This is a genomic window from Bradyrhizobium sp. USDA 3262, from assembly GCF_054060035.1.
In genome coordinates this window covers 8,559,627-8,577,696 of record NZ_JBSSCT010000001.1, presented here as the reverse complement: position 1 = coordinate 8,577,696, position 18,070 = coordinate 8,559,627, and the positions used below count along the sequence as shown (strand labels likewise).

Annotated in this window: 20 protein-coding genes and 1 tRNA gene; 12 read left to right on the top strand and 9 right to left on the bottom strand. The window is 65.2% G+C overall.

The window, feature by feature from the left end; genetic code table 11:
• The first annotated feature begins 9 nt into the window (after nt 1-9).
• The gene (locus ACVWYP_RS40655) at nt 10-993 is read left to right on the top strand and encodes a carbon-nitrogen hydrolase family protein (RefSeq protein ID WP_304497195.1); all 984 of its coding nucleotides are present in this window, start codon (nt 10-12) and stop codon (nt 991-993) included.
• 63 nt (nt 994-1,056) lie between these two features.
• On the opposite strand, the gene ACVWYP_RS40650 is transcribed toward ACVWYP_RS40655, so the two are convergent.
• The 3 genes from ACVWYP_RS40650 to ACVWYP_RS40640 form a co-directional block, all read right to left on the bottom strand.
• Nucleotides 1,057-2,424, bottom strand: a complete 1,368-nt coding sequence (locus ACVWYP_RS40650; RefSeq protein ID WP_304497194.1) for an MFS transporter — start codon at nt 2,422-2,424, stop codon at nt 1,057-1,059.
• A gap of 78 nt (nt 2,425-2,502) precedes the next feature.
• Complete coding sequence (locus ACVWYP_RS40645; RefSeq protein ID WP_304497193.1) at nt 2,503-4,032, bottom strand: aldehyde dehydrogenase; 1,530 nt, start codon at nt 4,030-4,032, stop codon at nt 2,503-2,505.
• On the bottom strand, nt 4,029-4,682 hold the full coding sequence (locus ACVWYP_RS40640) for a GntR family transcriptional regulator (RefSeq protein WP_304497192.1): 654 nt from the start codon (nt 4,680-4,682) through the stop codon (nt 4,029-4,031). Before ACVWYP_RS40640 ends, ACVWYP_RS40645 begins: the two co-directional genes overlap by 4 nt.
• Nucleotides 4,683-4,836: 154 nt before the next feature.
• Between ACVWYP_RS40640 and ACVWYP_RS40635 the strand changes: the two genes are divergently transcribed.
• Together ACVWYP_RS40635 and ACVWYP_RS40630 are read left to right on the top strand one after the other, a co-directional pair.
• Nucleotides 4,837-5,631 (top strand): alpha/beta fold hydrolase, encoded by a 795-nt coding sequence (locus ACVWYP_RS40635; RefSeq protein WP_304497191.1) that lies wholly within the window; start codon nt 4,837-4,839, stop codon nt 5,629-5,631.
• Between the two features lie 130 nt (nt 5,632-5,761).
• Complete coding sequence (locus tag ACVWYP_RS40630; RefSeq protein ID WP_304497190.1) at nt 5,762-6,247, top strand: Crp/Fnr family transcriptional regulator; 486 nt, start codon at nt 5,762-5,764, stop codon at nt 6,245-6,247.
• Here ACVWYP_RS40630 and ACVWYP_RS40625 read toward each other — a convergent pair.
• On the bottom strand, nt 6,186-7,013 hold the full coding sequence (locus ACVWYP_RS40625; protein WP_304497189.1) for a metallophosphoesterase family protein: 828 nt from the start codon (nt 7,011-7,013) through the stop codon (nt 6,186-6,188). The genes ACVWYP_RS40630 and ACVWYP_RS40625 overlap by 62 nt on opposite strands.
• 463 nt (nt 7,014-7,476) lie before the next feature.
• A complete protein-coding gene (locus ACVWYP_RS40620) occupies nt 7,477-11,379 on the bottom strand; it encodes a histidine kinase dimerization/phospho-acceptor domain-containing protein (protein WP_304497188.1) in 3,903 nt (1,300 codons plus the stop codon).
• Nucleotides 11,380-11,734: 355 nt separating this feature from the next.
• Between ACVWYP_RS40620 and ACVWYP_RS40615 the strand changes: the two genes are divergently transcribed.
• The 5 genes from ACVWYP_RS40615 (at nt 11,735) to ACVWYP_RS40595 (ending at nt 14,381) form a co-directional block, all read left to right on the top strand.
• A complete protein-coding gene (locus ACVWYP_RS40615; RefSeq protein ID WP_456684291.1) occupies nt 11,735-12,133 on the top strand; it encodes a phasin family protein in 399 nt (132 codons plus the stop codon).
• Between the two features lie 271 nt (nt 12,134-12,404).
• Entirely contained in the window at nt 12,405-12,839 is a 435-nt protein-coding gene (locus ACVWYP_RS40610; protein ID WP_304497186.1) for a phasin, read from the top strand.
• 190 nt (nt 12,840-13,029) lie between these two features.
• Nucleotides 13,030-13,106: transfer RNA gene (locus tag ACVWYP_RS40605), tRNA-His, on the top strand.
• A gap of 165 nt (nt 13,107-13,271) precedes the next feature.
• Nucleotides 13,272-13,607, top strand: a complete 336-nt coding sequence (locus tag ACVWYP_RS40600) for a hypothetical protein (RefSeq protein ID WP_245288709.1) — start codon at nt 13,272-13,274, stop codon at nt 13,605-13,607.
• 447 nt (nt 13,608-14,054) lie between these two features.
• The gene (locus tag ACVWYP_RS40595; protein ID WP_018273595.1) at nt 14,055-14,381 is read left to right on the top strand and encodes a hypothetical protein; all 327 of its coding nucleotides are present in this window, start codon (nt 14,055-14,057) and stop codon (nt 14,379-14,381) included.
• A 13-nt stretch (nt 14,382-14,394) separates the two neighbouring features.
• Here ACVWYP_RS40595 and ACVWYP_RS40590 read toward each other — a convergent pair whose 3' ends face one another.
• Nucleotides 14,395-14,529: a hypothetical protein gene (locus tag ACVWYP_RS40590; protein WP_276573515.1), complete on the bottom strand. Its 135-nt coding sequence runs from the start codon at nt 14,527-14,529 to the stop codon at nt 14,395-14,397.
• A 34-nt stretch (nt 14,530-14,563) separates the two neighbouring features.
• Here ACVWYP_RS40590 and ACVWYP_RS40585 point away from each other — a divergent pair, with 34 nt between their 5' ends.
• Nucleotides 14,564-15,244, top strand: a complete 681-nt coding sequence (locus ACVWYP_RS40585) for a ParA family protein (protein WP_028336032.1) — start codon at nt 14,564-14,566, stop codon at nt 15,242-15,244.
• 120 nt (nt 15,245-15,364) lie between these two features.
• Here ACVWYP_RS40585 and ACVWYP_RS40580 read toward each other — a convergent pair whose 3' ends face one another.
• Together ACVWYP_RS40580 and ACVWYP_RS40575 are read right to left on the bottom strand one after the other, a co-directional pair.
• Nucleotides 15,365-15,511 carry a hypothetical protein gene (locus ACVWYP_RS40580; RefSeq protein WP_304497185.1) on the bottom strand — a complete coding sequence of 49 codons (147 nt, stop codon included), beginning with the start codon at nt 15,509-15,511 and terminating at the stop codon, nt 15,365-15,367.
• Nucleotides 15,512-15,663: 152 nt separating this feature from the next.
• Nucleotides 15,664-15,960, bottom strand: a complete 297-nt coding sequence (locus ACVWYP_RS40575; RefSeq protein WP_028340592.1) for a DUF4282 domain-containing protein — start codon at nt 15,958-15,960, stop codon at nt 15,664-15,666.
• A gap of 321 nt (nt 15,961-16,281) precedes the next feature.
• Here ACVWYP_RS40575 and ACVWYP_RS40570 point away from each other — a divergent pair, with 321 nt between their 5' ends.
• From ACVWYP_RS40570 to ACVWYP_RS40560, 3 genes are all read left to right on the top strand, one after another.
• Entirely contained in the window at nt 16,282-16,740 is a 459-nt protein-coding gene (locus tag ACVWYP_RS40570; protein WP_304497184.1) for a MaoC family dehydratase, read from the top strand.
• Between the two features lie 8 nt (nt 16,741-16,748).
• Complete coding sequence (locus ACVWYP_RS40565; protein ID WP_304497183.1) at nt 16,749-17,231, top strand: MaoC family dehydratase; 483 nt, start codon at nt 16,749-16,751, stop codon at nt 17,229-17,231.
• Between the two features lie 172 nt (nt 17,232-17,403).
• Nucleotides 17,404-17,547, top strand: coding sequence for a hypothetical protein (locus tag ACVWYP_RS40560; RefSeq protein WP_016841369.1), 144 nt, complete (start codon nt 17,404-17,406; stop codon nt 17,545-17,547).
• Between the two features lie 161 nt (nt 17,548-17,708).
• Here the strand turns inward: ACVWYP_RS40560 and ACVWYP_RS40555 are convergent, their stop codons facing one another.
• Nucleotides 17,709-17,849 (bottom strand): hypothetical protein, encoded by a 141-nt coding sequence (locus tag ACVWYP_RS40555; RefSeq protein WP_167350365.1) that lies wholly within the window; start codon nt 17,847-17,849, stop codon nt 17,709-17,711.
• Between the last annotated feature and the right edge of the window lie 221 nt (nt 17,850-18,070).

The window sequence follows — 18,070 nt, the reverse complement described above, 5'->3', positions numbered from 1 at the left end:
GGCACAGCCATGACATCTGACACGCATTTCAGGCTCGCGGCGGTCCAGGCCGCCGCGGTGCCATTCGATCGCGACGCCTCGGTGGAGAAGGCCTGCCGCCTGATCGGCGAGGCTGGCGCCATGGGAGCGACGATCGCTGCCTTCGGTGAGACCTGGCTGCCCGGCTATCCCTTCTTCTGTCACGCGCCGACCGGGCCGAGCACGTTTCGCGCGATGGCCGAATATCTCGACAACGCGGTCGAGATTCCCTCGCCCGCGACCGACCGGCTCTGCGCCGCCGCCGAGGCGGCGGGACTGGATGTCGTGATCGGCGTCGCCGAACGTGATGCCGTGACCAAGGGCACGGTCTACTGCACGCTGCTGTTCATCGGCCGCGAGGGACGGCTGCTCGGCCGCCATCGCAAGCTGAAGCCCACCTTCAACGAGCGCTCGGTGTGGGCCGACGGCGACGCGGCGGGGCTGCGCGTGCATGAGCGGCCCTATGGCCGGATCAGCGGCCTCAATTGCTGGGAACACAACACGATGCTGCCCGGCTATGCGCTGGCCGCGCAGGGAACGCAGATCCACGTCGCCGCGTGGCCGGGGCGGGAGCCTGCGGTGGCGCCACCGTCGCCGACGCCGCTCTGGCCGCGGCAGTTGTTGCTGTCGCGCGCGTTCGCCTCGCAAGCCGGCTGCTACGTCATCGCCGTCGGCGGCATGCGCTCGCACGAAGCGACACCGGAACGCTACCGCGAGCTCTCGACGATCGAGTACAGCGGTGACAGCGTCATCATCGATCCGCGCGGCGAGGTCATCGCAGGTCCGGCGCAGGGCGAGACCATCCTGATCGCGGACGGATCGCGGGAGGCCGTGCTCGCCGCCAAGGCGCTGTGCGATATCGGCGGTCATTATTCGCGCCCCGACCTGCTGCGGTTGATCGTCGATCGCAATCCACAGGAGCGGGTCATCGACTGCGGCTTCGCCGGGCGTGTCACGCCGGAGATGTGGGAGTGACGCGAACGGCGCGGGTATCCCGCGCCGTCAAAGCTGCTTGTAGCGAAGAAAGCTCGCTGCGTGTCACGAAGCTTCCTGCGGGATTGCGGATGGTGAGTCCTCGCCCTTGAGCTCCTCGAGGCTGCGGTGCCGCGGCTCGATACCGAGCGCCCATACGGTGATGATCTGCACGATGAGCAGTCCGATCATCAGGGCCATCACGCCGGCGACGCCGCGCGCTTCGAACAGCATCACGACCAGGAATGGTGTCACGATGGTGGCACCTCGACCGAGTGTGTTGACTATGCCGGATGCCCGCAACCGTACCTCGGTCGGGAACAGTTCGGGAATATAGATGCCGAACAACAGCGCGACCAGGACATAGATCGGCACGGTCAGTGCGAAGCCGACGGCCGGCAGCAGGAACGGATCCGAGATCATCGGATAGATGACGCCGAGGATGATCGAGATCAGCGACGCGCCGATGATCGTGGGCTTGCGGCCCCAGCGGTCGGCGGTCAGGGCGCCGATCGCCGAGCCGATCGGCGCGCCAAGCGCCATCAGCAGCGAGTAGCCGAACGAGGTCGCGACGGAGAGGCCCTGCTTGATGAAGAACACCGGCAGCCAGGTCACGAAGCCGTAGAGCAGCGTATTGATGGTAATCAGGCATACCGCGCCGACGATCATGCGGGACAGCAGCGGCGCAGTGAACAGCGTGGCGAGATCGGGCGAAACCGGTGCCGGCGTTGCAGCCGCGGGCGCCGGCAAGGGCTGCCCCTGGGAAGCTTCCTTCTCGATCGCCTGCATCAGCGCCTCGGCCTCGGCGGTGCGTCCCACCGCCTCCAGCCAGCGCGGCGACTCCGGCAGCGACTTGCGCAGGTACCAGACGATCAAGGCGCCGACGCCGCCCAGCACGAACATCGCGCGCCAGCCGAATTGCGGGACGACGACCGATGCGACCAGCAACGCGATGGGCAGGCCGGTCACGACGCAGACGGCGGTGAAGCCGAGCCACTTGCCGCGGCTCCGGGCCGGCACGAACTCGGTCATCGTGGAATAGCCGACAACATTTTCGGCGCCGAGACCGACGCCCATCACGAAACGGCAGGCAATCAGAAAGGCCATGTTTGGCGCAAACGCCGCCGCCAGGGACGCGATACCGAACAGCAGCAAATTGAACTGGTAGGTGAAACGTCGTCCATAACGGTCGCCGAGGAAGCCGGTGCCGAACGATCCGAGCATCATGCCGACGAAGGTTGCGGAGATGAACGCGGCGTTTTGGGCGAGCGTCGAGAACCCGGTTTTCAGCGTCACGCCGAGCACGGTGCCGGCGATATAGATGTCGAAACCGTCGAAGAACATTCCGATCCCGATCAGGATCATGATCCGGCGATGGAATGGTCCGATCGGGAGCCGATCGAGGCGGCTCCCGGCATTGACCGATGTCGACATATACGCTCTCCCCTTGACTGTTTCCTCGGTGATGCGGCCCGCCATCTGTGGGCGGTTTGCCGCTTTGCTCGACTGCGGCTAGTTCAAGCGGCGCTGGCTGGCCGTGTCGCGGTACCAATCGAACGGCTGTTCGTGGGTCGCGACCATCACGCTCTTGGTGTTGAAATGGTCGTCGAAGCTCTCGGTGCCGCATTCCCGGCCGATGCCGGAATCGTCAACGCCGCCCCAGGGCGAGGCCGGATCGAGCCGGTGGTGATCGTTGATCCAGACGATCCCCGCCTTGACCGCGGCGGCCACGCGATGCGCACGCGCGACGTCGCGGGTGCGAATGGCGGCGGCGAGGCCAAAGGGCGAATCGTTGGCGAGCCGGAGCGCGTCGGCCTCGTCCTTGAATGGGGTCACCGAGGTGAAGGGGCCGAACACCTCCTCCTGGAAGATCCGCATGTCGGATTTGACGTCGGCGAACACGGTCGGTTCGACGAAATAGCCGTTGTCGTGGCCCGCGACCTTTGCAGCCACGCCGCCGGTGAGCAGCCGCGCGCCGTCTTCATGACCGTAGCGCGCATAGCTGAGAACGCGGTCGCGCTGGCGCGCCGAGATCACCGGCCCAAGCTGTGTGTTCGGATCGAACGGATCGCCAATGCGGATGGTACGGGTCTTGGCCTGCAGCTTTTTGACGAACTCGTCGTAGATCGAGGCCTGCACGATATGGCGCGACGCGCAAACGCAGGTTTGGCCGGCGCCGATGAAGGCGCCGAACGCGGCATAGTTGACGGCGCGGTCGACGTCGAAATCGTCGAATATCATCACCGGCGTCTTGCCGCCGAGCTCCATGGTCTGGTGCGCGAACACCTTGGCCGCGGCGCTGCCCGCGATGCGGCCGGCTTCGGTCCCGCCGGTCAGCACAAGCTTGTTGATGTCGCCATGCTCGGCGAGCATTTTGCCGGCGCTCTGGCCGAGACCAAGCACGATGTTGAAGACGCCGGGAGGCAGTCCGGCCTCGCTGAAGATCTGGGCGAGTTTTAGTGTCGTCAGCGGCGTGTATTCCGATGGCTTGACCACGGTGACGCACCCGGTCGCCAGTACGACGGCAAGCGACTTGCACAAGATCATGAGCGGATGATTGAAGGGCGTGCAGTTGGCGACGATTCCGATCGGCGTGCGCAGGGTGTAGTTCAGATACGCGCCTTCGACCGGAATGACGGAATCACGGCGCGATAGCGCGAGTCCGGCGAAGTAGCGGAAGAAATCCGGCAGGCGCGACAGCTGCGCGCGGGTTTCGTTGACGGGACGGCCGTTGTTCAACGTCTCCAGCCGGTACAGCGTGTCGAGATTGGCCTCGAACGCGTCGGCGAGCCTGTTGACGAGCCGGGCGCGCGCCCTCGTGTCCATCCCGCCCCACGCCTTGCCTTCGAACGCGGCCCGAGCGCTCTTCATCGCACGGTCGATATCCGCGGCGGTCGAATTCGGAATCCGGGCGATGACGTCGCCGGTCGCGGGATTGCGGACGTCGAGCATCTCGCCGTCTCCGGCCTCGACCTCGCGTCCGTCGATGAAGTTGCCGTGGATCTCGACGTCGATCGTCGCGGGCTTCGACGGAATGTTCATGATGACCTCTCTTCGACGATGACGGCGTTGCGCTTGAGTGCCGGCAGCACGCGCTTTTCGGTTGCCGCGATGTGAGCCTTGATGATGCGGGCCGCCGTGCGCGCCTCGCGCTGCTGCATGGCGTCGATCAATGCGACATGCTCGGCGACGAGCTTCGCCGGGTCGTGGCCCTTGAGATTGGAGACGCTGACGCGCACCAGCCGATCGGCCTGGCCGATCAGGTCGCAGAGCGTGGTCGCCATGCGGCGGTTGCCCGATGCGTGCGCCAGCGCCGAGTGGAAGCCGCGATTGTAGGTGATGAAGTCCTCATGGCTGCCGGAGAAGCGGCGGAATTCGTCGAGTGATTTCAAGATGCTGTCGGGCGCGCTTTCGATTGCTTCGGCGACGCAGGCCGGCTCGAGCGCAAGGCGGAAGCGCAGCAGATCGCGGGCGTCGGACAGCGAGATCGGATTGACCCGGTAACCCTGGCGGGGCTGCACCGTCACGAGGTGCTCGCGCTCGAGCCGTAGCAGGGCGTCCCGGACCGGCTGGCGGCTGACGGCGTAACGCTGGGCCAGATCCTGCTCTCGTATTTCATCACCGGGAGCAAACTGACACGATAAAATATCAGACCGAAGGCTTTCGTAGATATTCTCGCGGAGAAGGGTCATTTCATTAGGTCTCCTGCCCATAAAATGCAGTTTGTGAAATATCACGTCAAGCTGAAATCCTTGAAATCCGGGTGATTTGATTTATCAATCGTCCGCAGAGGCGCTTCAGAGCCCAAATGCGCGAATTTCGGGCGCGATTTGAAAGAGAGCGACGATGGACAGGCTTTTGGCCAACCGCACAGTCAACGCAGCCCAGTCGGGCGAGGGGCCGCCGTTGGTCCTGTTTCACTCGCTGCTGTCGGATCGCGCGAGCTTCGATGCGATCGTGCCGGAGCTTGCCCGGTCGTTTCGGACCATCGTGCCGGAACTACCGGGATTCGGTCGGTCGAGCGCGGTTGAGGGTGGCCTTGCCGCGATTGCCGACCGGATGGCGGATGCGGTGCATGATGCGACTGATGGCACGCCGGCCATCGTGCTCGGCAATGGTTATGGCGGGTTCGTCGCGCTGCAGATGGCGATGCGTCACCCGGCGATCGCGAGCCGGCTGATCCTCGCCGACAGCGGTGCGGCGTTCTCCGAGCCGGGTCGCGAGGCGTTTCGCAACATGGCCAGGGTTTCACGCGAGAAAGGGCTCGCCGCGATCACCGACATTGCAATGCGCCGGCTGTTCGCACCGGATTTCCAGGCGCAGCATCCCGCGCTGATGCAGGATCGCCGCGATGCATTCCTGCGCACCGATCTCAACGTGTTCTGCGCGGCCTGCGATGCGCTGGCGAGCCTCGATCTTCGTGGCGAACTACGCAGCGTGACCATGCCGGCGCTCGTCGTGGTCGGCGAATATGACGAGGCGACGCCGCCGCCGATGTCATACGAATTGGCAGGCGGTTTGCCGAGAGCCAAGCTCAGGGTCATTCCGGGATGTGCGCATGTCCCGCAACTGCAATCGCCAAAACTGTTCCTCGATACGGTCGGCGATTTCCTGGCGGTCAAGCATAACGCGCCCGCCTGAGGCAGTGCATACGGCTGGATCGCGCCGCGGGTCATGCGGTGGCGTGCCGACAATTTGGGCAGAACGCCCAGCTAATGCCGTTTGACGCGACAGCATCTCTGCCTAGTCTGACCCGAGACGGAGATGAAACATGCGAGCGATCCTTGATCACTGTACCGGCGGTCGCAGGCGCAGCCTGCCGGCCGGCACGGATTTCATCGAGGAGGGCGGCAAGACCGGGCACCTGTTCGTGCTGCTCGAGGGCAAGGTGGAAGTCGTCAAGGGCGACAGCCTGGTGGCGGTCATCGACGAGCCCGGCGCGGTGTTCGGCGAGATGAGTGTGCTGCTCGACCGCGCGCACAGCGCCAAGGTGCGCACGGCGTCCGATTGCGTGCTGTACGAGTTCGACGATGCGGCGTCGTTCCTGCGCGAGCAGCCGGCGGTAGCGCTGCTGATCGCGCAGCTGCTGGCGCAACGGCTTCATGTCGCCACGACCTATCTTGCCGACCTGATGCACCAATATGCCGATCACGGCACCCATCTGGCGATGGTCGGCGAGGTGCTGCAGAGCATGATCAACCTGCCGCCGATGCAGGTTGCGCCAGGCTCGGATCGGCAATCCGATCCAAGGATATGAGCCAGTCCGGCGCATCGCGCACAGGCGCTGCCGGCCGCGACAGCGGCGCCTTGATGTCGATCATCTGCGCATCGCCGGCCGCGAGCCAGAACGCCTTGTCCTGCGCGAGATCGAGCACGATGTAGACCGGGGGACGGCCGGGCTGCAGGCCGGTGTTGAACACCCAGGTCGCTCCGATCCGGTCGAACCACGAGCCGCTCTGGATGAACGGCGATTGATGCACATGGCCCGAGATCACCAGCGCCGGATGGTGGCGCTCGATCCAGCCGAGCAGCTCGGCGTCGCCGAAGAAGCGCTTGCCGCCCCAACTGGTCGGCGAATCCGCCGGCGGGGCGTGATGAACCCAGACCCAGCGCTTGTGCGGCACCGCGGCTGCGGCGCGAAGCTGCTCGTCGATCCGCGCCTTGACCAGCGGGCCATCCCACCACGGGCACACCGTGAACAGCGTGTTGCCGATGGACAGATTGTCGCCGTCGCAGGCGACGCCGAACTCCCTGATGCCCGCGACCCAGCGCGCGATCTTCTCACCCTCCGGGTTGCGCTCGTCGAGGTCGTGATTGCCCGAGCAGAAGATCACCCGCGTAAGATCGGCGAGCCGTGACAGGTATTTCGTGACGACGACGATCTGGGCGCGGAAATCGACCGCCGAGCCGAGATTGAGCGCATCGCCGGCGAAGATCACGAGATCGAATTGCGGTGCCGCCGCCAGCAGCCAGTCGAACTGCGGCAACGAGTAATGCAGGTCGGCGACGACGAGACAGCGCATCGGTGAAATCCGAATGCCCGGAAAACGGGCGGGGCGGCACGGCAATGAATTCAAACAAGCCAAATCGCAGCAAGATCTATGCCGCGCCGCGCGGGTCCGACGCGACAGATGTTCGCAGTGCCCGGCGAGTAGTTGGTCCTGCTGGCGCGGCGGTGGAGCGCGAATTTCGAAGCGACTTGAATTCTGCGCGGTTGTGCGTCGCTCAGGCAAGTGAGATGAGCACGCCTGTCAGGCTCCCTCTCCCCTTGCGGGAGAGGGTGGGGAGAGGGGTGGCCCCGGGCGAGATTTTTGCGATGAGTGTCGGTCTCACAGTCTCGGCCGCGGCGTTCTGCAAATGGAGAGAGCGTGTCGTGTGGTACCCCTCTCCCCAACCCTCCCCCGCAAGGGGGGAGGGAGCCCTTCCGCCGGTGCGTCCCTTACGGGAGCGCGAGACAGCACACGCGCTGCATGCTCGCGCCGCCGCTCACACCCTTGCTGCGGCGTGGGCGAAGGTCACCTCGATCAGCGTGCCGGTGCGGCCGCCGGTCCTGATCTGGAATTTGGCGCGATTGGCTTCGACCAGCGCCTTGGTCAGCGACAGGCTGACGCCGCCGGAGCCGGCCTGATCTGATGGCGTCGGGGCGCGGAACGGCTCGAGCGCCGCGGCGACCTCGTTGTCGTTGAGGCTCTGCCCGGTGTCGCGCACGCGCAGCATCACCTCGCCGAAATCCGACAGCGCGGTCGAGACGATCACCTGGCCGCCGGCATTGGCGAGATGGATCGAGTTGCCGATCAGGTTCAGCGTGATCTGGCGCAACGCGCGAGCGTCGGCGACCACAGGCGGCAGCGTGTGGGCGAGCGATGTGCGTATGATGATGCGCTCGCGGTTGGCCTGCGGCTGCATCACAGCGACGCAGCTCTCCACCATCTCGTTGAGATTCTGGCTGGCGAAGGCGAGGTCGAGCTTGCCGGTCTCGATCCGCGAGAGGTCGAGCAAATCGTTGATGATCGCGATTACCCGCTCGCCGGAGGCGCGGATGTCCTTCATGTATTCGACATAGCGTTCGTTGCCGAGCGCACCGAAGCGCTCGCCGATCATCACCTCGGCAAAGCCGATGATGGCGTTGAGCGGCGTGCGCAGCTCGTGGCTGATCCGCGCCAGCATGTCGGACTTGGCGTTGGCGGCGCGTTCGGCGAGCCGCCGCGCCTCGCGCAATTCGCCTTCGCTCTTTTTCGTTTGCGAGAGATCACGGAACACCGCGAAGAAGTTCGGTCCATCGGCGCGGGTGCGGCCCATCGTCACCGACAGCGGGATGATGCCGCCCTGGCGGACGCGCCCGAGCGTCTCGCGGCCATGGTCGAGCAGGCTGGCGACGCCGGCGGATTTCAGGCTGGTGAGATAATCGAAGATGCCGTGCTGGCTTTCCGGAGCGAACAGGTCGGCGAGCTTGCGGGTGACGAACTCGTCGCCGTCATAGCCGAACAGCGCCTCGGCGCTGCGGTTGCAGGAATGGATGTTGCCCTTGGCATCGAACATGATGATGCCTTCGGCCGCGGTGTCGAGGATCGCGCCGAGCTCTTCGGCGTCGGCCTGGCCGGCCTGCGGCTCAGCCGGCGCAAGCAGCGGCTCCGCGGTAGCCGCAGGCTCCGGCTCCGGTTCGGAGAGCGTGGCGGCGATCGCGGCATCCTCGTCCAGCGTGCGCGAGAAGATCAGCGCCAGCGCGGAGTCGCCGTCCCAGGTGATGGTGTGCAGCCGCGCCTCCGCCGACACCGACTGCGCGCCGTGCTCGGTGCTCTGGTTCGCCGAGATCGTTACCGGCGTGCCGGTGCCCGACGTGCTGCTCGCCTGCGAGACGCCGGGCTCGACATAGAGCGCGTCGAGGCCGCCGGCGGCTTCCAGCGCGTGCAGGCTGTCATGGCCCATGCGTGTGAGGAAGGCGTGGTTGGCATAGAGCAGGCGGTCGAGCCGGTAGACCAGGACGCCGACCGGCAACAGATCTAGCAGCGCGCGGTCGCGCCGGGAGTCGGCGCGCGGCGCCGGCTCCGCCGCAGCGAGCCAACTGGCCTTTGGCGTTTCCGCCGGCGGCTCCAGCTGCGCGACCGTCTCCTGCGGCGCCGTCGCTGCTTCCTGCGTCGGTTCGCTTGCGGGCGGCGCTTCGGCGACCGGCTCGGCCGGCACGCTGTCGTCCGTCGTCGCGGCGAGGCCGGCCTCGTTCTCGAGCCGCGCCGACAACTGACGGGCGAGCTCGTTGAAGGCGTTGTTCTCGACCGGCGTCAGCGACGGCGGCCGGGTGTCGCCGGCGGGACGGAACGGCACCACATTCGGTGGCGGGTCGTGACGCACTTCGTGCGTTTCCTCGTGCGTTTCCACGGCGTGATCCGGATCGGCTCGGTGTGAAGTTTCTGCGGCTGTCGGCTCGGTCAATTCCTCGGGTGGTGCTGCTGCGGTCGTGTCGGGCGGCGGCTCCGCGTGCGGCGGAGGATTGTCCGGCGGCGCGGCGGGCCCGGGCGGCGCGGCAGTGCGCGGCGCCGGCGCGACATCGGCCGACAGCGATTGCGGCGCGACCGTGCCGCTGAAGAACTCATAGCGGCGCAATGCGGCGAGTCGCGCAAGCCCGTCGAGGTCGCGACACACACCAAAGCCGCGATAGCCGGCGAAATTCCTGGCACGATCGAACACCGGCAGCCCGGACAGTTCGACCGGCAGCCGGCCGCCACCGTCGACCGGCCAGTGCAGCGTGATGCCGCTCCAGGTGTCGTGGCTGGCGAACGCCTGCATGACGCGGCCCTCGGGATCGAGGCCAAAGCTCTCGGCGATGTCGCTCCAGAGCCGGCCGAAGCCCGCCGCGGTGTGCAGGCCGATCAGGCGGGTGAATTCGTCCGAGCCGAGCGAGAAGCGGGCCTCGTGGTCCATCTGCCACATGAAGCGCAGCGGATGCCGCCGCACCGGCGACGGCTCGTCGAGCCAGGATGGCGGTGGCACCGGCGCCAATGTCGCGGGCTCCGGCTCAGCAGCAGGCGGCGGCGCGGGCGCATCCGCGATCGCATAAGGCGAGGGGGCGGGATCGGCCGGCGGCGCCGATGTTTCCGGCGCGTTTGCGGTCGCTGCGAGATCAGGCGCGGGCTCCGGCACGGGCGCTTCGGCGTGCGTCTCCGTGGGCACTTCGATCAGCGCTTCCGACAGCGGCTCCTCGATGGCGGGAGTTTCGTCGGGCGTGGTGTCGAGAGGCGCGGTCTCGGCGGGCTCTGTTGCCGCGTTTGTCTGTTCTGCTGACGGGAGCGGCGAGGCAAGGTGCGAATGCTCTTCGACCAGCGCTCCAGCCGGCACTTCGATGAGCGCTTCCGACACCGGCTCCTCGACAGCAGGCGTTTCGTCGGGCGTGGTGTCGAAAATCGCGGTCTCGACGGGCGTTGAGTCTGCGGGTGTCTCTTGTCCCGCAGATGGAGCTGTGTCCGCGGGCTCGGATTCAGGCGCGCCGACGATCGGCGCGATCGCGACACGTTCTTCCAGCTGCGGATCGAGCGCATCGAACAGCGTGAAACTAGCTGGTGCTGCGCTGGCTGGCGCGGGCGCTTGGTCATGCGCAACAGCTTGCTCGACAGCGGCCGGTGCGGGTAGCGGCTCCGCTGCTGCGGCCTCTTGCGACGCTGCCGCCGGTGCCTGTGCTTCGGGCGCAGCCGTCTCCGGCGCGACCGGCGCAGGCACGATCGGTGCCGCCGGCTTTGCGGCGAGATGCGGCGCCGGCTTGATCAACGCGACCAGCGCGCGGTCGGCGCCGCGGCCGATCCGCTGCAGCACGACGCGGCCGATCGCAACGCTCGCCGCCGCGCGGCCCTGCGCCAGCGCCTCGTCGCGCGCGGCATCGAGACCGGCTTCGGTGAGGTCGTGCAGGCCGGGCAGCGCACGCGCCGCCTCATTGGTTGCAACCAAAAGTCCGTCGCTGGTGAAGGCGGCGGCCGGACGCGGCAAGCCCTGCAACAGCCGCTGCAGGCGTTCCGCGAGCGACATGCCGCGGCCGGTCGCGTTGAGCGCGGTCATCAGGATGCCGTGGCTGCCGTCCGGCAGGTCGATCCGGGTGCAGCCGCAGGTCGCGAGCATGCCGGGCGCCGCCCCGAAGCCGCGCAGCCGCTCCAGCCGGACCGCGCCATTGGCGTTCAGGCCGTGGCCGAGCCGCGCGACCTGGCGGCGGTGCGGATCGGCCGGGCCGAAGCCGCGCTTCGCCAGCTCGGCGCCGTTGGCGGCACCGAATACCTGCGCGCCGACCGGATTGGCCCAGAGAATCCGTGCGCCGTCGGCCGCCCACAGCCATGCCGGCAGGGCGCCCGTCGCATGATCCGCCAGCCTGACATCGCCGAGCGCCTGGATCTGGAATTCCGCGTCACTCATCACGCAAGATTTGACCGCATGGGTTTGGCTTTCTTCCTTAAGCTCAGCCGAAGGCCCGGCAGCCGCAGGACGACAGCCTTAACAGAAGGTTAGTATCGCAACTGGGGAGCGGCAGGTCCATGTCCGCAAGCGAAACTGCCCAGCCTTAAGCCGGGATAACGTTAACTCGGCTGAACGATCCACAGCCGTTCGGCGTTGTCGGGCTAAAGAGAGGTTGCTGCGAGCCGTGCGATGCGGAACCGGGCGGCGCTGCGTCACACCTGCGATTGCAGTGCCACGATATATTCTGCCGTCTATCTTGCCCTGGGCCCGCAGGGCCAAGCGGCGGGCCGATCAGCAGCGAGGGAGAGCGACCATGAGCGATAACGGGCGTGACCATTTCGAGATCCCCAAGTTCGAGATTCCCAAGGATATGCGGTCGATGGCGGAGGCGAGTTTTGAGCAGGCGCGCAAGGCGTTCGAGCAATTCGTGACCAACGCCAAGGACACCGCCGGCAAGATCGAGAAGCGCAACGCCACGATGCGCGCCGGCGCCAAGGATCTTTCGGCCCAGGCGCTGTCCTATGCCGAAAAGAACGTGCAGTCGTCGCTGGACTACGCCGAGGCGCTGCTCAAGACCAAGGACCTCAGCGAGGTGATGCGGCTGCACAGCGAATATGTGCAGGGCCAGATGCGCTCGCTCGCCGAGCAGGCCAGCGAGATGGGCCAGGCCGTCAGCCGCGCTGCGATGGACGCGGTCAAGCCGAAGAACTGACAAAGAGCGTGGGCCGCGGCCGACCCTGGCGCGTTCAGCCCCGGGCGGCCGCGGTAATCTTTTGTTCCGTCAGATAAAAAATGTGGCGTCGCACGCGATCTTACGTTGCGTTGCACAAAATTGACATGATATGGGTGTTTATTAGGCGCGCCCGACGAAGGGCACTCCCGTGAATCAAGGCAGCGTGATCCATTTCAGCGCTCCCGGCCTGATGGGCTCCGGGACGTCCGCAATGGTCACATCTACTCACCCGTTGCGAAGGATTACACGTATGACCAACCCGTCCGATCCGTTTTCCGCCTCGATCATCCCGTTTGAAGTTCCCGAGCAGATGCGCGCGTTCGCCGAGAAGGGCGTTCTGCAGGCCCGCGACAGCTACGCCAAGTTCAAGGATGCTGCCGAGACCCACAACTCGACGGTCGAGGCCGTGTTCACCTCGGTGAGCAAGGGCGCCAGCGAGTATTCGGCCAAGCTGATCGAGTTCTTCAAGGCCAACACCACCTCCTCGCTCGACTTCGCCCAGGAGCTGTTCAGCGTGAAGTCGCCGACCGAAGCGGTCGAGCTGTGGACGTCGCACGCCCGCAAGCAGTTCGAGACCTACACCGCGCAGGCCAAGGAACTGGCCGAGCTCGGCCAGAAGGTTGCCAGCGAGACCGCCGAGCCGCTCAAGGCCAGCGCCTCGAAGTTCTACAAGCCGGCCGCCTGATCGCTGCCCTTTGAGTAACCAGCGAAAGGCCCGGGCCGAAGCGGTCCGGGCCTTTCTGCTGGCCAAGGGCCCGTCGAGCGGCCCGACATAACAGCGGAAATCGGCGCGTTACGGCCTTGCCAAAGCGCGGCGTTGCACCTAGTTTCCGCCCGAAATCGCCGCCCCGCTCGAGCGGGCCGCGCGTCAGGATGCAGTTGTAGCTCAGTTGGTTAGAGCGCCTGTCTGTGGAACAGGAGGTCGGTGGTTCGAGCCCACCCAACTGTACCATCCGCAAGATCACTCAGCGCGACATCGCAAGATCAGACCATCGCAAGGTCGCTCGCCCTTGTCGCCCGGCGTGTCATCGCGTCCGCTTGCACTTCTCTGTCCCGTCACCCACACTCCCCGAAACGACGCCTTAACGACGCCTTGGTGACACCTTTGGGGGGATGCATGGGGACCGCCGGTTCAAGGAGTTTTTCGTTTGCGTTGATATCAGCCGCCGCTCTTGCGGCGCTGCTGGTGCCGGGCCGGAGTGAGGCCTACACGCCCGATCAGCAGCAGGCCTGTACGCCGGATGCGTTCCGGCTTTGCAGCCCCGAGATTCCCGACGTCGATCGCATCACGGCCTGCATGATCAGGAACAAGGCGCAGCTGTCGCCGGCCTGCCGCGTGTTCTTTCGCGCAGATCCGGAGCCGCGTAGGGCGAGCGAACGCGTCGAGCGGCGGCCGGTCGCTGCGAAGCGGAAGGTCTCCAAATCGCACAAGGCGAAGAAGTCGGCCCACTGAACAGGCTCCCATCGCGCGTGCGCCAGAGTCTCTGATCGGGCGCGTTATCGTCACGCGAACCGGTGTCCGCCTTCACCTCGCCCGGCCTGCGGGGAGAGGTGTAGGCCGCCCTTGGCGGCCGTTCTCAAGAACGCCGAAGCGGAGCTTCGGCTATGACGCATCGTGAGATGCGTTCCGGGTGAGGGGGAGTCTCCACAAACGGAGCTATCGCCGGATACGCGGAGGCAGCCCCTCACCCCAACCCTCTCCCCGTAAGAACGGGGAGAGGAAGCACAGCGCCGTCACGGTCAATCCAATCGCTTCGCGCGAAAATACGCGCTAGATCGCCAGGCCGCGATTTCAAGGCTGCGATGCGCGACAGACTGACGCCTTGTGACGCTGTCACGCAGCATCATCTGTGGGACTTGTGTGGTTTGCCAAATCTGTTCCGCTCGTGGAACGGACGGAGTGGGACGCGTGAGCGAATACTACAAGCAAGAGATCGATCGGCACTTCGCCTGGTTCGAAGCCAAGCTGCCGGAAAAGCCGGCGCGCTTCGTCGCGTGGCTGCGCAAGCCGTCGTCGCGCTATGTGCGGATTCCGCTCGCGATCCTCCTGATCATCGGCGGCATCTTCAGCTTTCTGCCGGTGCTCGGACTCTGGATGCTGCCGCTCGGACTCCTTTTGTTCGCGCAGGACGTCCCGTTCCTGCAGAAACCCACCGCGCAATTGCTCGGCTGGATCGAGCGCAAATGGATCGAGCGCGAGCGCGCGAAAGCTGCCGGAAAACGCTAGGCCCTGAGTCAAATCAAACGCTTAGCGCTTCCATTTGCGGTTGCGTCATAAATTCGGTGTGACTCAAAAAGCAAAACGCACCGGTAATCTTGGCCACTTTGCGGATTGCAAGAAATTTTTTCTTTCGCGAATCAGCGTGCTGATTCATTTTCGCCTCCTGGGGTCAATCTGGAGGCCAACGTATGAACGTGATTGTTTTCGCTTCGCGTAAGGGGGGCTCGGGAAAAAGTACCCTGGCTGCTCACCTCGCCGCGCAAGTGCACAAGGCAACGAAGCCCTGTCTGCTGATCGATGCCGATCCGCAGGGCTCGCTGACGCTCTGGCACAAGCTGCGCGGCACCAACGAGCCGGCGATCAAGACGGCGGTGAACTCGGTCAGCGGGATCATTGCCCAGGCCAAGCGTGACGGCATCGAGTGGGTGTTCATCGACACGCCGCCGAACCTGTCGGCCGTGGTCGACGACTCAATCAAGAACGCCACGATGGTGATCATTCCGGCGCGGCCCGGCGTGTTCGACGTCAACGCCGTGCAGGAAACCATCCAGACCTGCCGCTCGATGCGCAAGCCCTATGCCGTCGTGATCAACGGCGCGCCCGCGCAGCGTGACGGCGCCGAAAGCCGCATCGTCGCGATCGCGCGCGAGGCGCTGGCGAAATTCCGCGCGCCGGTGTGGAGCGGCCAGATCACCAACCGCGCCGATCTTCTGATGGCGCTCGGCCAAGGCGAAGGCGCCCGCGAATATTATGCGGAAGGCCGCGCCGCCGCCGAGATCAATCGGCTGTGGGCCGCGATCGAACGCTCGATCAAGGCGATCCGCGGTACGGCGTCGGCGTCCGGTACAATGCACAAGCAAGCGGCGTAACAACGCCGCTTACGTTCGAAATGGAAAGAACGCGCGGCACTCGCGCGTTTTTTGTGTGCTGAAGCGACCAGGCAATCGCAGATTGCCTGGCTGACACTTGCAATGACGTGATGGTTGGCCTCAAGCCACCATCAGCAGATAGAACACGATCACCGGCGCCAGGGTCAGGATCACCGACCAGATGCCGACAGCCCATAAAATATCCTCGGTCGTAAAGCCCGGCTCGGCACCCGGCCTCACGGCAACAAAGCCATTCCTCGAAATCACGACGCCCCCGCGCTGGTCTTGGCAATGCAGAGGCTGATACGCGAGCGGATTTAAGATCCCGGTCGGAATTTCGCGGGCATTTGCGCGCGGGTGCTACTTCGGATTAACCACGGCATGGGCGGCGGGCCGCGTTCGGCTGGGGGCCGTTCGCCTCAGTGCATTGCTCCGTCCCGGTCGCGGATCGCGCCGAGATGCTCGTTGATCCGGAATACGATCAGGATGAACTCGGCGGCGATGCGCGAGAACACGATGCCGACGAAGACGCTGGCGATCGAGGCCAGCAGCTGGATGAATCCGACGAACGGGCTGATCGCCATCGCGGTGAGGCTCCACAGGATGCCGGAGATCCCGAACAGCACGATGACCGCGATCACCAGCCAGTAGAACGTCTTGATGATCGTGGGCGTGATGAAGCGGTCCCACTGAAACAGATCCTGGAAATCGAACATCATGGTTCTCCCGGCCAGCCGAAATATGATTCGCGTCTCGTTCATCCTACTGCGTCACCGCCGGCGCGATCACTTCGTCGCGGAAGCCTGCGCCGCAGGCCTCCATCGGGACGAGGCTATTCGCCGGGCCAATGGTTTGGGACGACGCCAAAGCGCCTCCGCGACCAGAGGGATCGATACCGCAGAAGCCCAATCGGTCTCGCCAAAGGCGAGCCCCGGACCGGGCGCCGGCGATCCAGGGGCGAGCTATGCGAGTGGGCCGGTTGTGATTGCTGCAAATAACGGCCACAATCGGGCTTCCCTCCGGCATATCCTCACCCAATGACCACGCTGACCTTCGAAGACTTCAAGCCCGGCCGCTTCGGCACGTTCGGCCCGCGCCATGTTTCACGCGAGGAAATCCTCGCCTTTGCCGCCGAATTCGACCCGCAGCCGATGCATCTCGACGAGGAGGCGGCGAAGAAATCCATGCTCCGCGGCCTGTCGGGCTCGGGCTGGCATCTCGGCTCGCTGATGATGCGGATTCTGTTCGACGGCTTCATCGGCCGCACCGCCTCGCTCGGTGCGCCCGGGGTCAACGAGATGCGCTGGGTGGCGCCGCTGCGTCCGGGCGACGATTTGACGCTGGATGTCGATGTCGTCGAAGCGCGCGTCTCGAAGAGCCGTCCCGAGACCGGCATCGTCACCTTCAAGAGCACGATCCGCAACGCGCGCGGCGAGATGCTGTGCGAGATGGAGGCGCCGATCATGATCAGCCGCCGCGACGCTGAGAGCGCATAGGAGAGGTCATGCGCTTTTTTGAAGATATCGAGATCGGCGCACGGCGCGAGTTCGGCTCCTTCACCTTCACCGCCGAGGACATCAAGCGCTTTGCCGCCCAGTTCGATCCGCAGCGCTTCCATCTCGACGAGGAGGAGGGGCGCAAGTCGCTGTTCGGCGGGCTCGCCGCATCGGGCTGGCATGTCGCCAGCGTCTGCATGAAGCTGCTCGTCGCCGACGGCAAGCGGCTCGCCGCGGAAGCCGCCGCGCGCGGCGAGGAGGTCGCGGTCTGGGGGCCCTCGCCGGGCTTCCGCGAGCTGCGCTGGATCCGCCCGGTGCTGGCAGGCGATACCATCAGCTTCACCAACCAGGTCGAGACCAAGCGCACGTCCGAGAAGCGGCCCGAATGGGGCATCCTCCAGGCCCGCAACATCGGCATCAATCAGCGCAGTGAGGTGGTGTTCTCGTTCCTCGCCACCGCTTTCGTGCCGCGGCGGAATCCCGGTTCCTGATGTTGCCCGCACGCCTCTGATGTTGCCCGGCCGCCATGGTTAGCGGATGACTTCTGCCGCCGACGCAGTTGTGCGTTGCGTGGAACTCATTTTTTGCTAACGCATTCTGAACCTTTGTCCCTGCCTTATGGTTTGAGGGCACGGACATCTGGCAAGAACGACTGGGGATACCATGGCAGATCGCAGCGCGCTGAAACTCGTCGGCATTATCTTCGCGACGGTAACGGTTGTGGTGATGCTGGCCACCGGAATGGTCGTGAAGGGCTTTGCCGACGGCAATTATTCCTTCGAGACCACCGCGAGCATCGATCGCTGATTGACCGTCTGTAACTGCCGGCGCTCGAGGGAGCGCAGGTTGCGCGCAATTGCGCTTTTCAATGTGACCTGTCGGCAGGCTGCGTCACACTTCTCCTGATTAAGCTTCTGTTTAGGCATGATCTTATCGGAAAACCGCTTCACACTTTTCCGGATCATGCCTTAACGATTCCAGATCAGCACCATCACGACCGTCGCGGCTGCCAATATGCCGATGAAGCGGATCATGATTGTGCCGATGCCCTGCTGCGGCTGGCGCAGCGGAATCGGATCGGCGGCGTTATCCGGCCGGACGCTCTGCATGACTTCGTCTCCAAACGGATGCCCGGCAAGGCGCGGTCCGGACGCGAATTCCGGATTGGAGGCGGGCTCTGCATCCGAAGTTCAAATCGGCTTCTGCAAAAATTGACGTCGCGGAGTTTACACCGCGCTGAATAACGAATCGTTCTGCGCTGAATCGCGGCTGCAAAGCGAAGCCGCCGCCCCTGTCCAGGAGGCGGCGGCTGCCAATCCTAAAAGGCGGA

Excerpts from the sequence above, each read along its gene's own strand:
- ACVWYP_RS40655 (WP_304497195.1), top strand. The coding sequence starts at position 10 with ATGACATCTGACACGCATTTCAGGCTCGCGGCGGTCCAGGCCGCCGCG.
- ACVWYP_RS40650 (WP_304497194.1), bottom strand. The coding sequence starts at position 2,424 with ATGTCGACATCGGTCAATGCCGGGAGCCGCCTCGATCGGCTCCCGATC.
- ACVWYP_RS40645 (WP_304497193.1), bottom strand. The coding sequence starts at position 4,032 with ATGAACATTCCGTCGAAGCCCGCGACGATCGACGTCGAGATCCACGGC.
- ACVWYP_RS40640 (WP_304497192.1), bottom strand. The coding sequence starts at position 4,682 with ATGACCCTTCTCCGCGAGAATATCTACGAAAGCCTTCGGTCTGATATT.
- ACVWYP_RS40635 (WP_304497191.1), top strand. The coding sequence starts at position 4,837 with ATGGACAGGCTTTTGGCCAACCGCACAGTCAACGCAGCCCAGTCGGGC.
- ACVWYP_RS40630 (WP_304497190.1), top strand. The coding sequence starts at position 5,762 with ATGCGAGCGATCCTTGATCACTGTACCGGCGGTCGCAGGCGCAGCCTG.
- ACVWYP_RS40625 (WP_304497189.1), bottom strand. The coding sequence starts at position 7,013 with ATGCGCTGTCTCGTCGTCGCCGACCTGCATTACTCGTTGCCGCAGTTC.
- ACVWYP_RS40620 (WP_304497188.1), bottom strand. The coding sequence starts at position 11,379 with ATGAGTGACGCGGAATTCCAGATCCAGGCGCTCGGCGATGTCAGGCTG.
- ACVWYP_RS40615 (WP_456684291.1), top strand. The coding sequence starts at position 11,735 with ATGAGCGATAACGGGCGTGACCATTTCGAGATCCCCAAGTTCGAGATT.
- ACVWYP_RS40610 (WP_304497186.1), top strand. The coding sequence starts at position 12,405 with ATGACCAACCCGTCCGATCCGTTTTCCGCCTCGATCATCCCGTTTGAA.
- ACVWYP_RS40600 (WP_245288709.1), top strand. The coding sequence starts at position 13,272 with ATGGGGACCGCCGGTTCAAGGAGTTTTTCGTTTGCGTTGATATCAGCC.
- ACVWYP_RS40590 (WP_276573515.1), bottom strand. The coding sequence starts at position 14,529 with ATGAATCAGCACGCTGATTCGCGAAAGAAAAAATTTCTTGCAATCCGC.
- ACVWYP_RS40585 (WP_028336032.1), top strand. The coding sequence starts at position 14,564 with ATGAACGTGATTGTTTTCGCTTCGCGTAAGGGGGGCTCGGGAAAAAGT.
- ACVWYP_RS40575 (WP_028340592.1), bottom strand. The coding sequence starts at position 15,960 with ATGTTCGATTTCCAGGATCTGTTTCAGTGGGACCGCTTCATCACGCCC.
- ACVWYP_RS40570 (WP_304497184.1), top strand. The coding sequence starts at position 16,282 with ATGACCACGCTGACCTTCGAAGACTTCAAGCCCGGCCGCTTCGGCACG.
- ACVWYP_RS40565 (WP_304497183.1), top strand. The coding sequence starts at position 16,749 with ATGCGCTTTTTTGAAGATATCGAGATCGGCGCACGGCGCGAGTTCGGC.
- ACVWYP_RS40560 (WP_016841369.1), top strand. The coding sequence starts at position 17,404 with ATGGCAGATCGCAGCGCGCTGAAACTCGTCGGCATTATCTTCGCGACG.
- ACVWYP_RS40555 (WP_167350365.1), bottom strand. The coding sequence starts at position 17,849 with ATGCAGAGCGTCCGGCCGGATAACGCCGCCGATCCGATTCCGCTGCGC.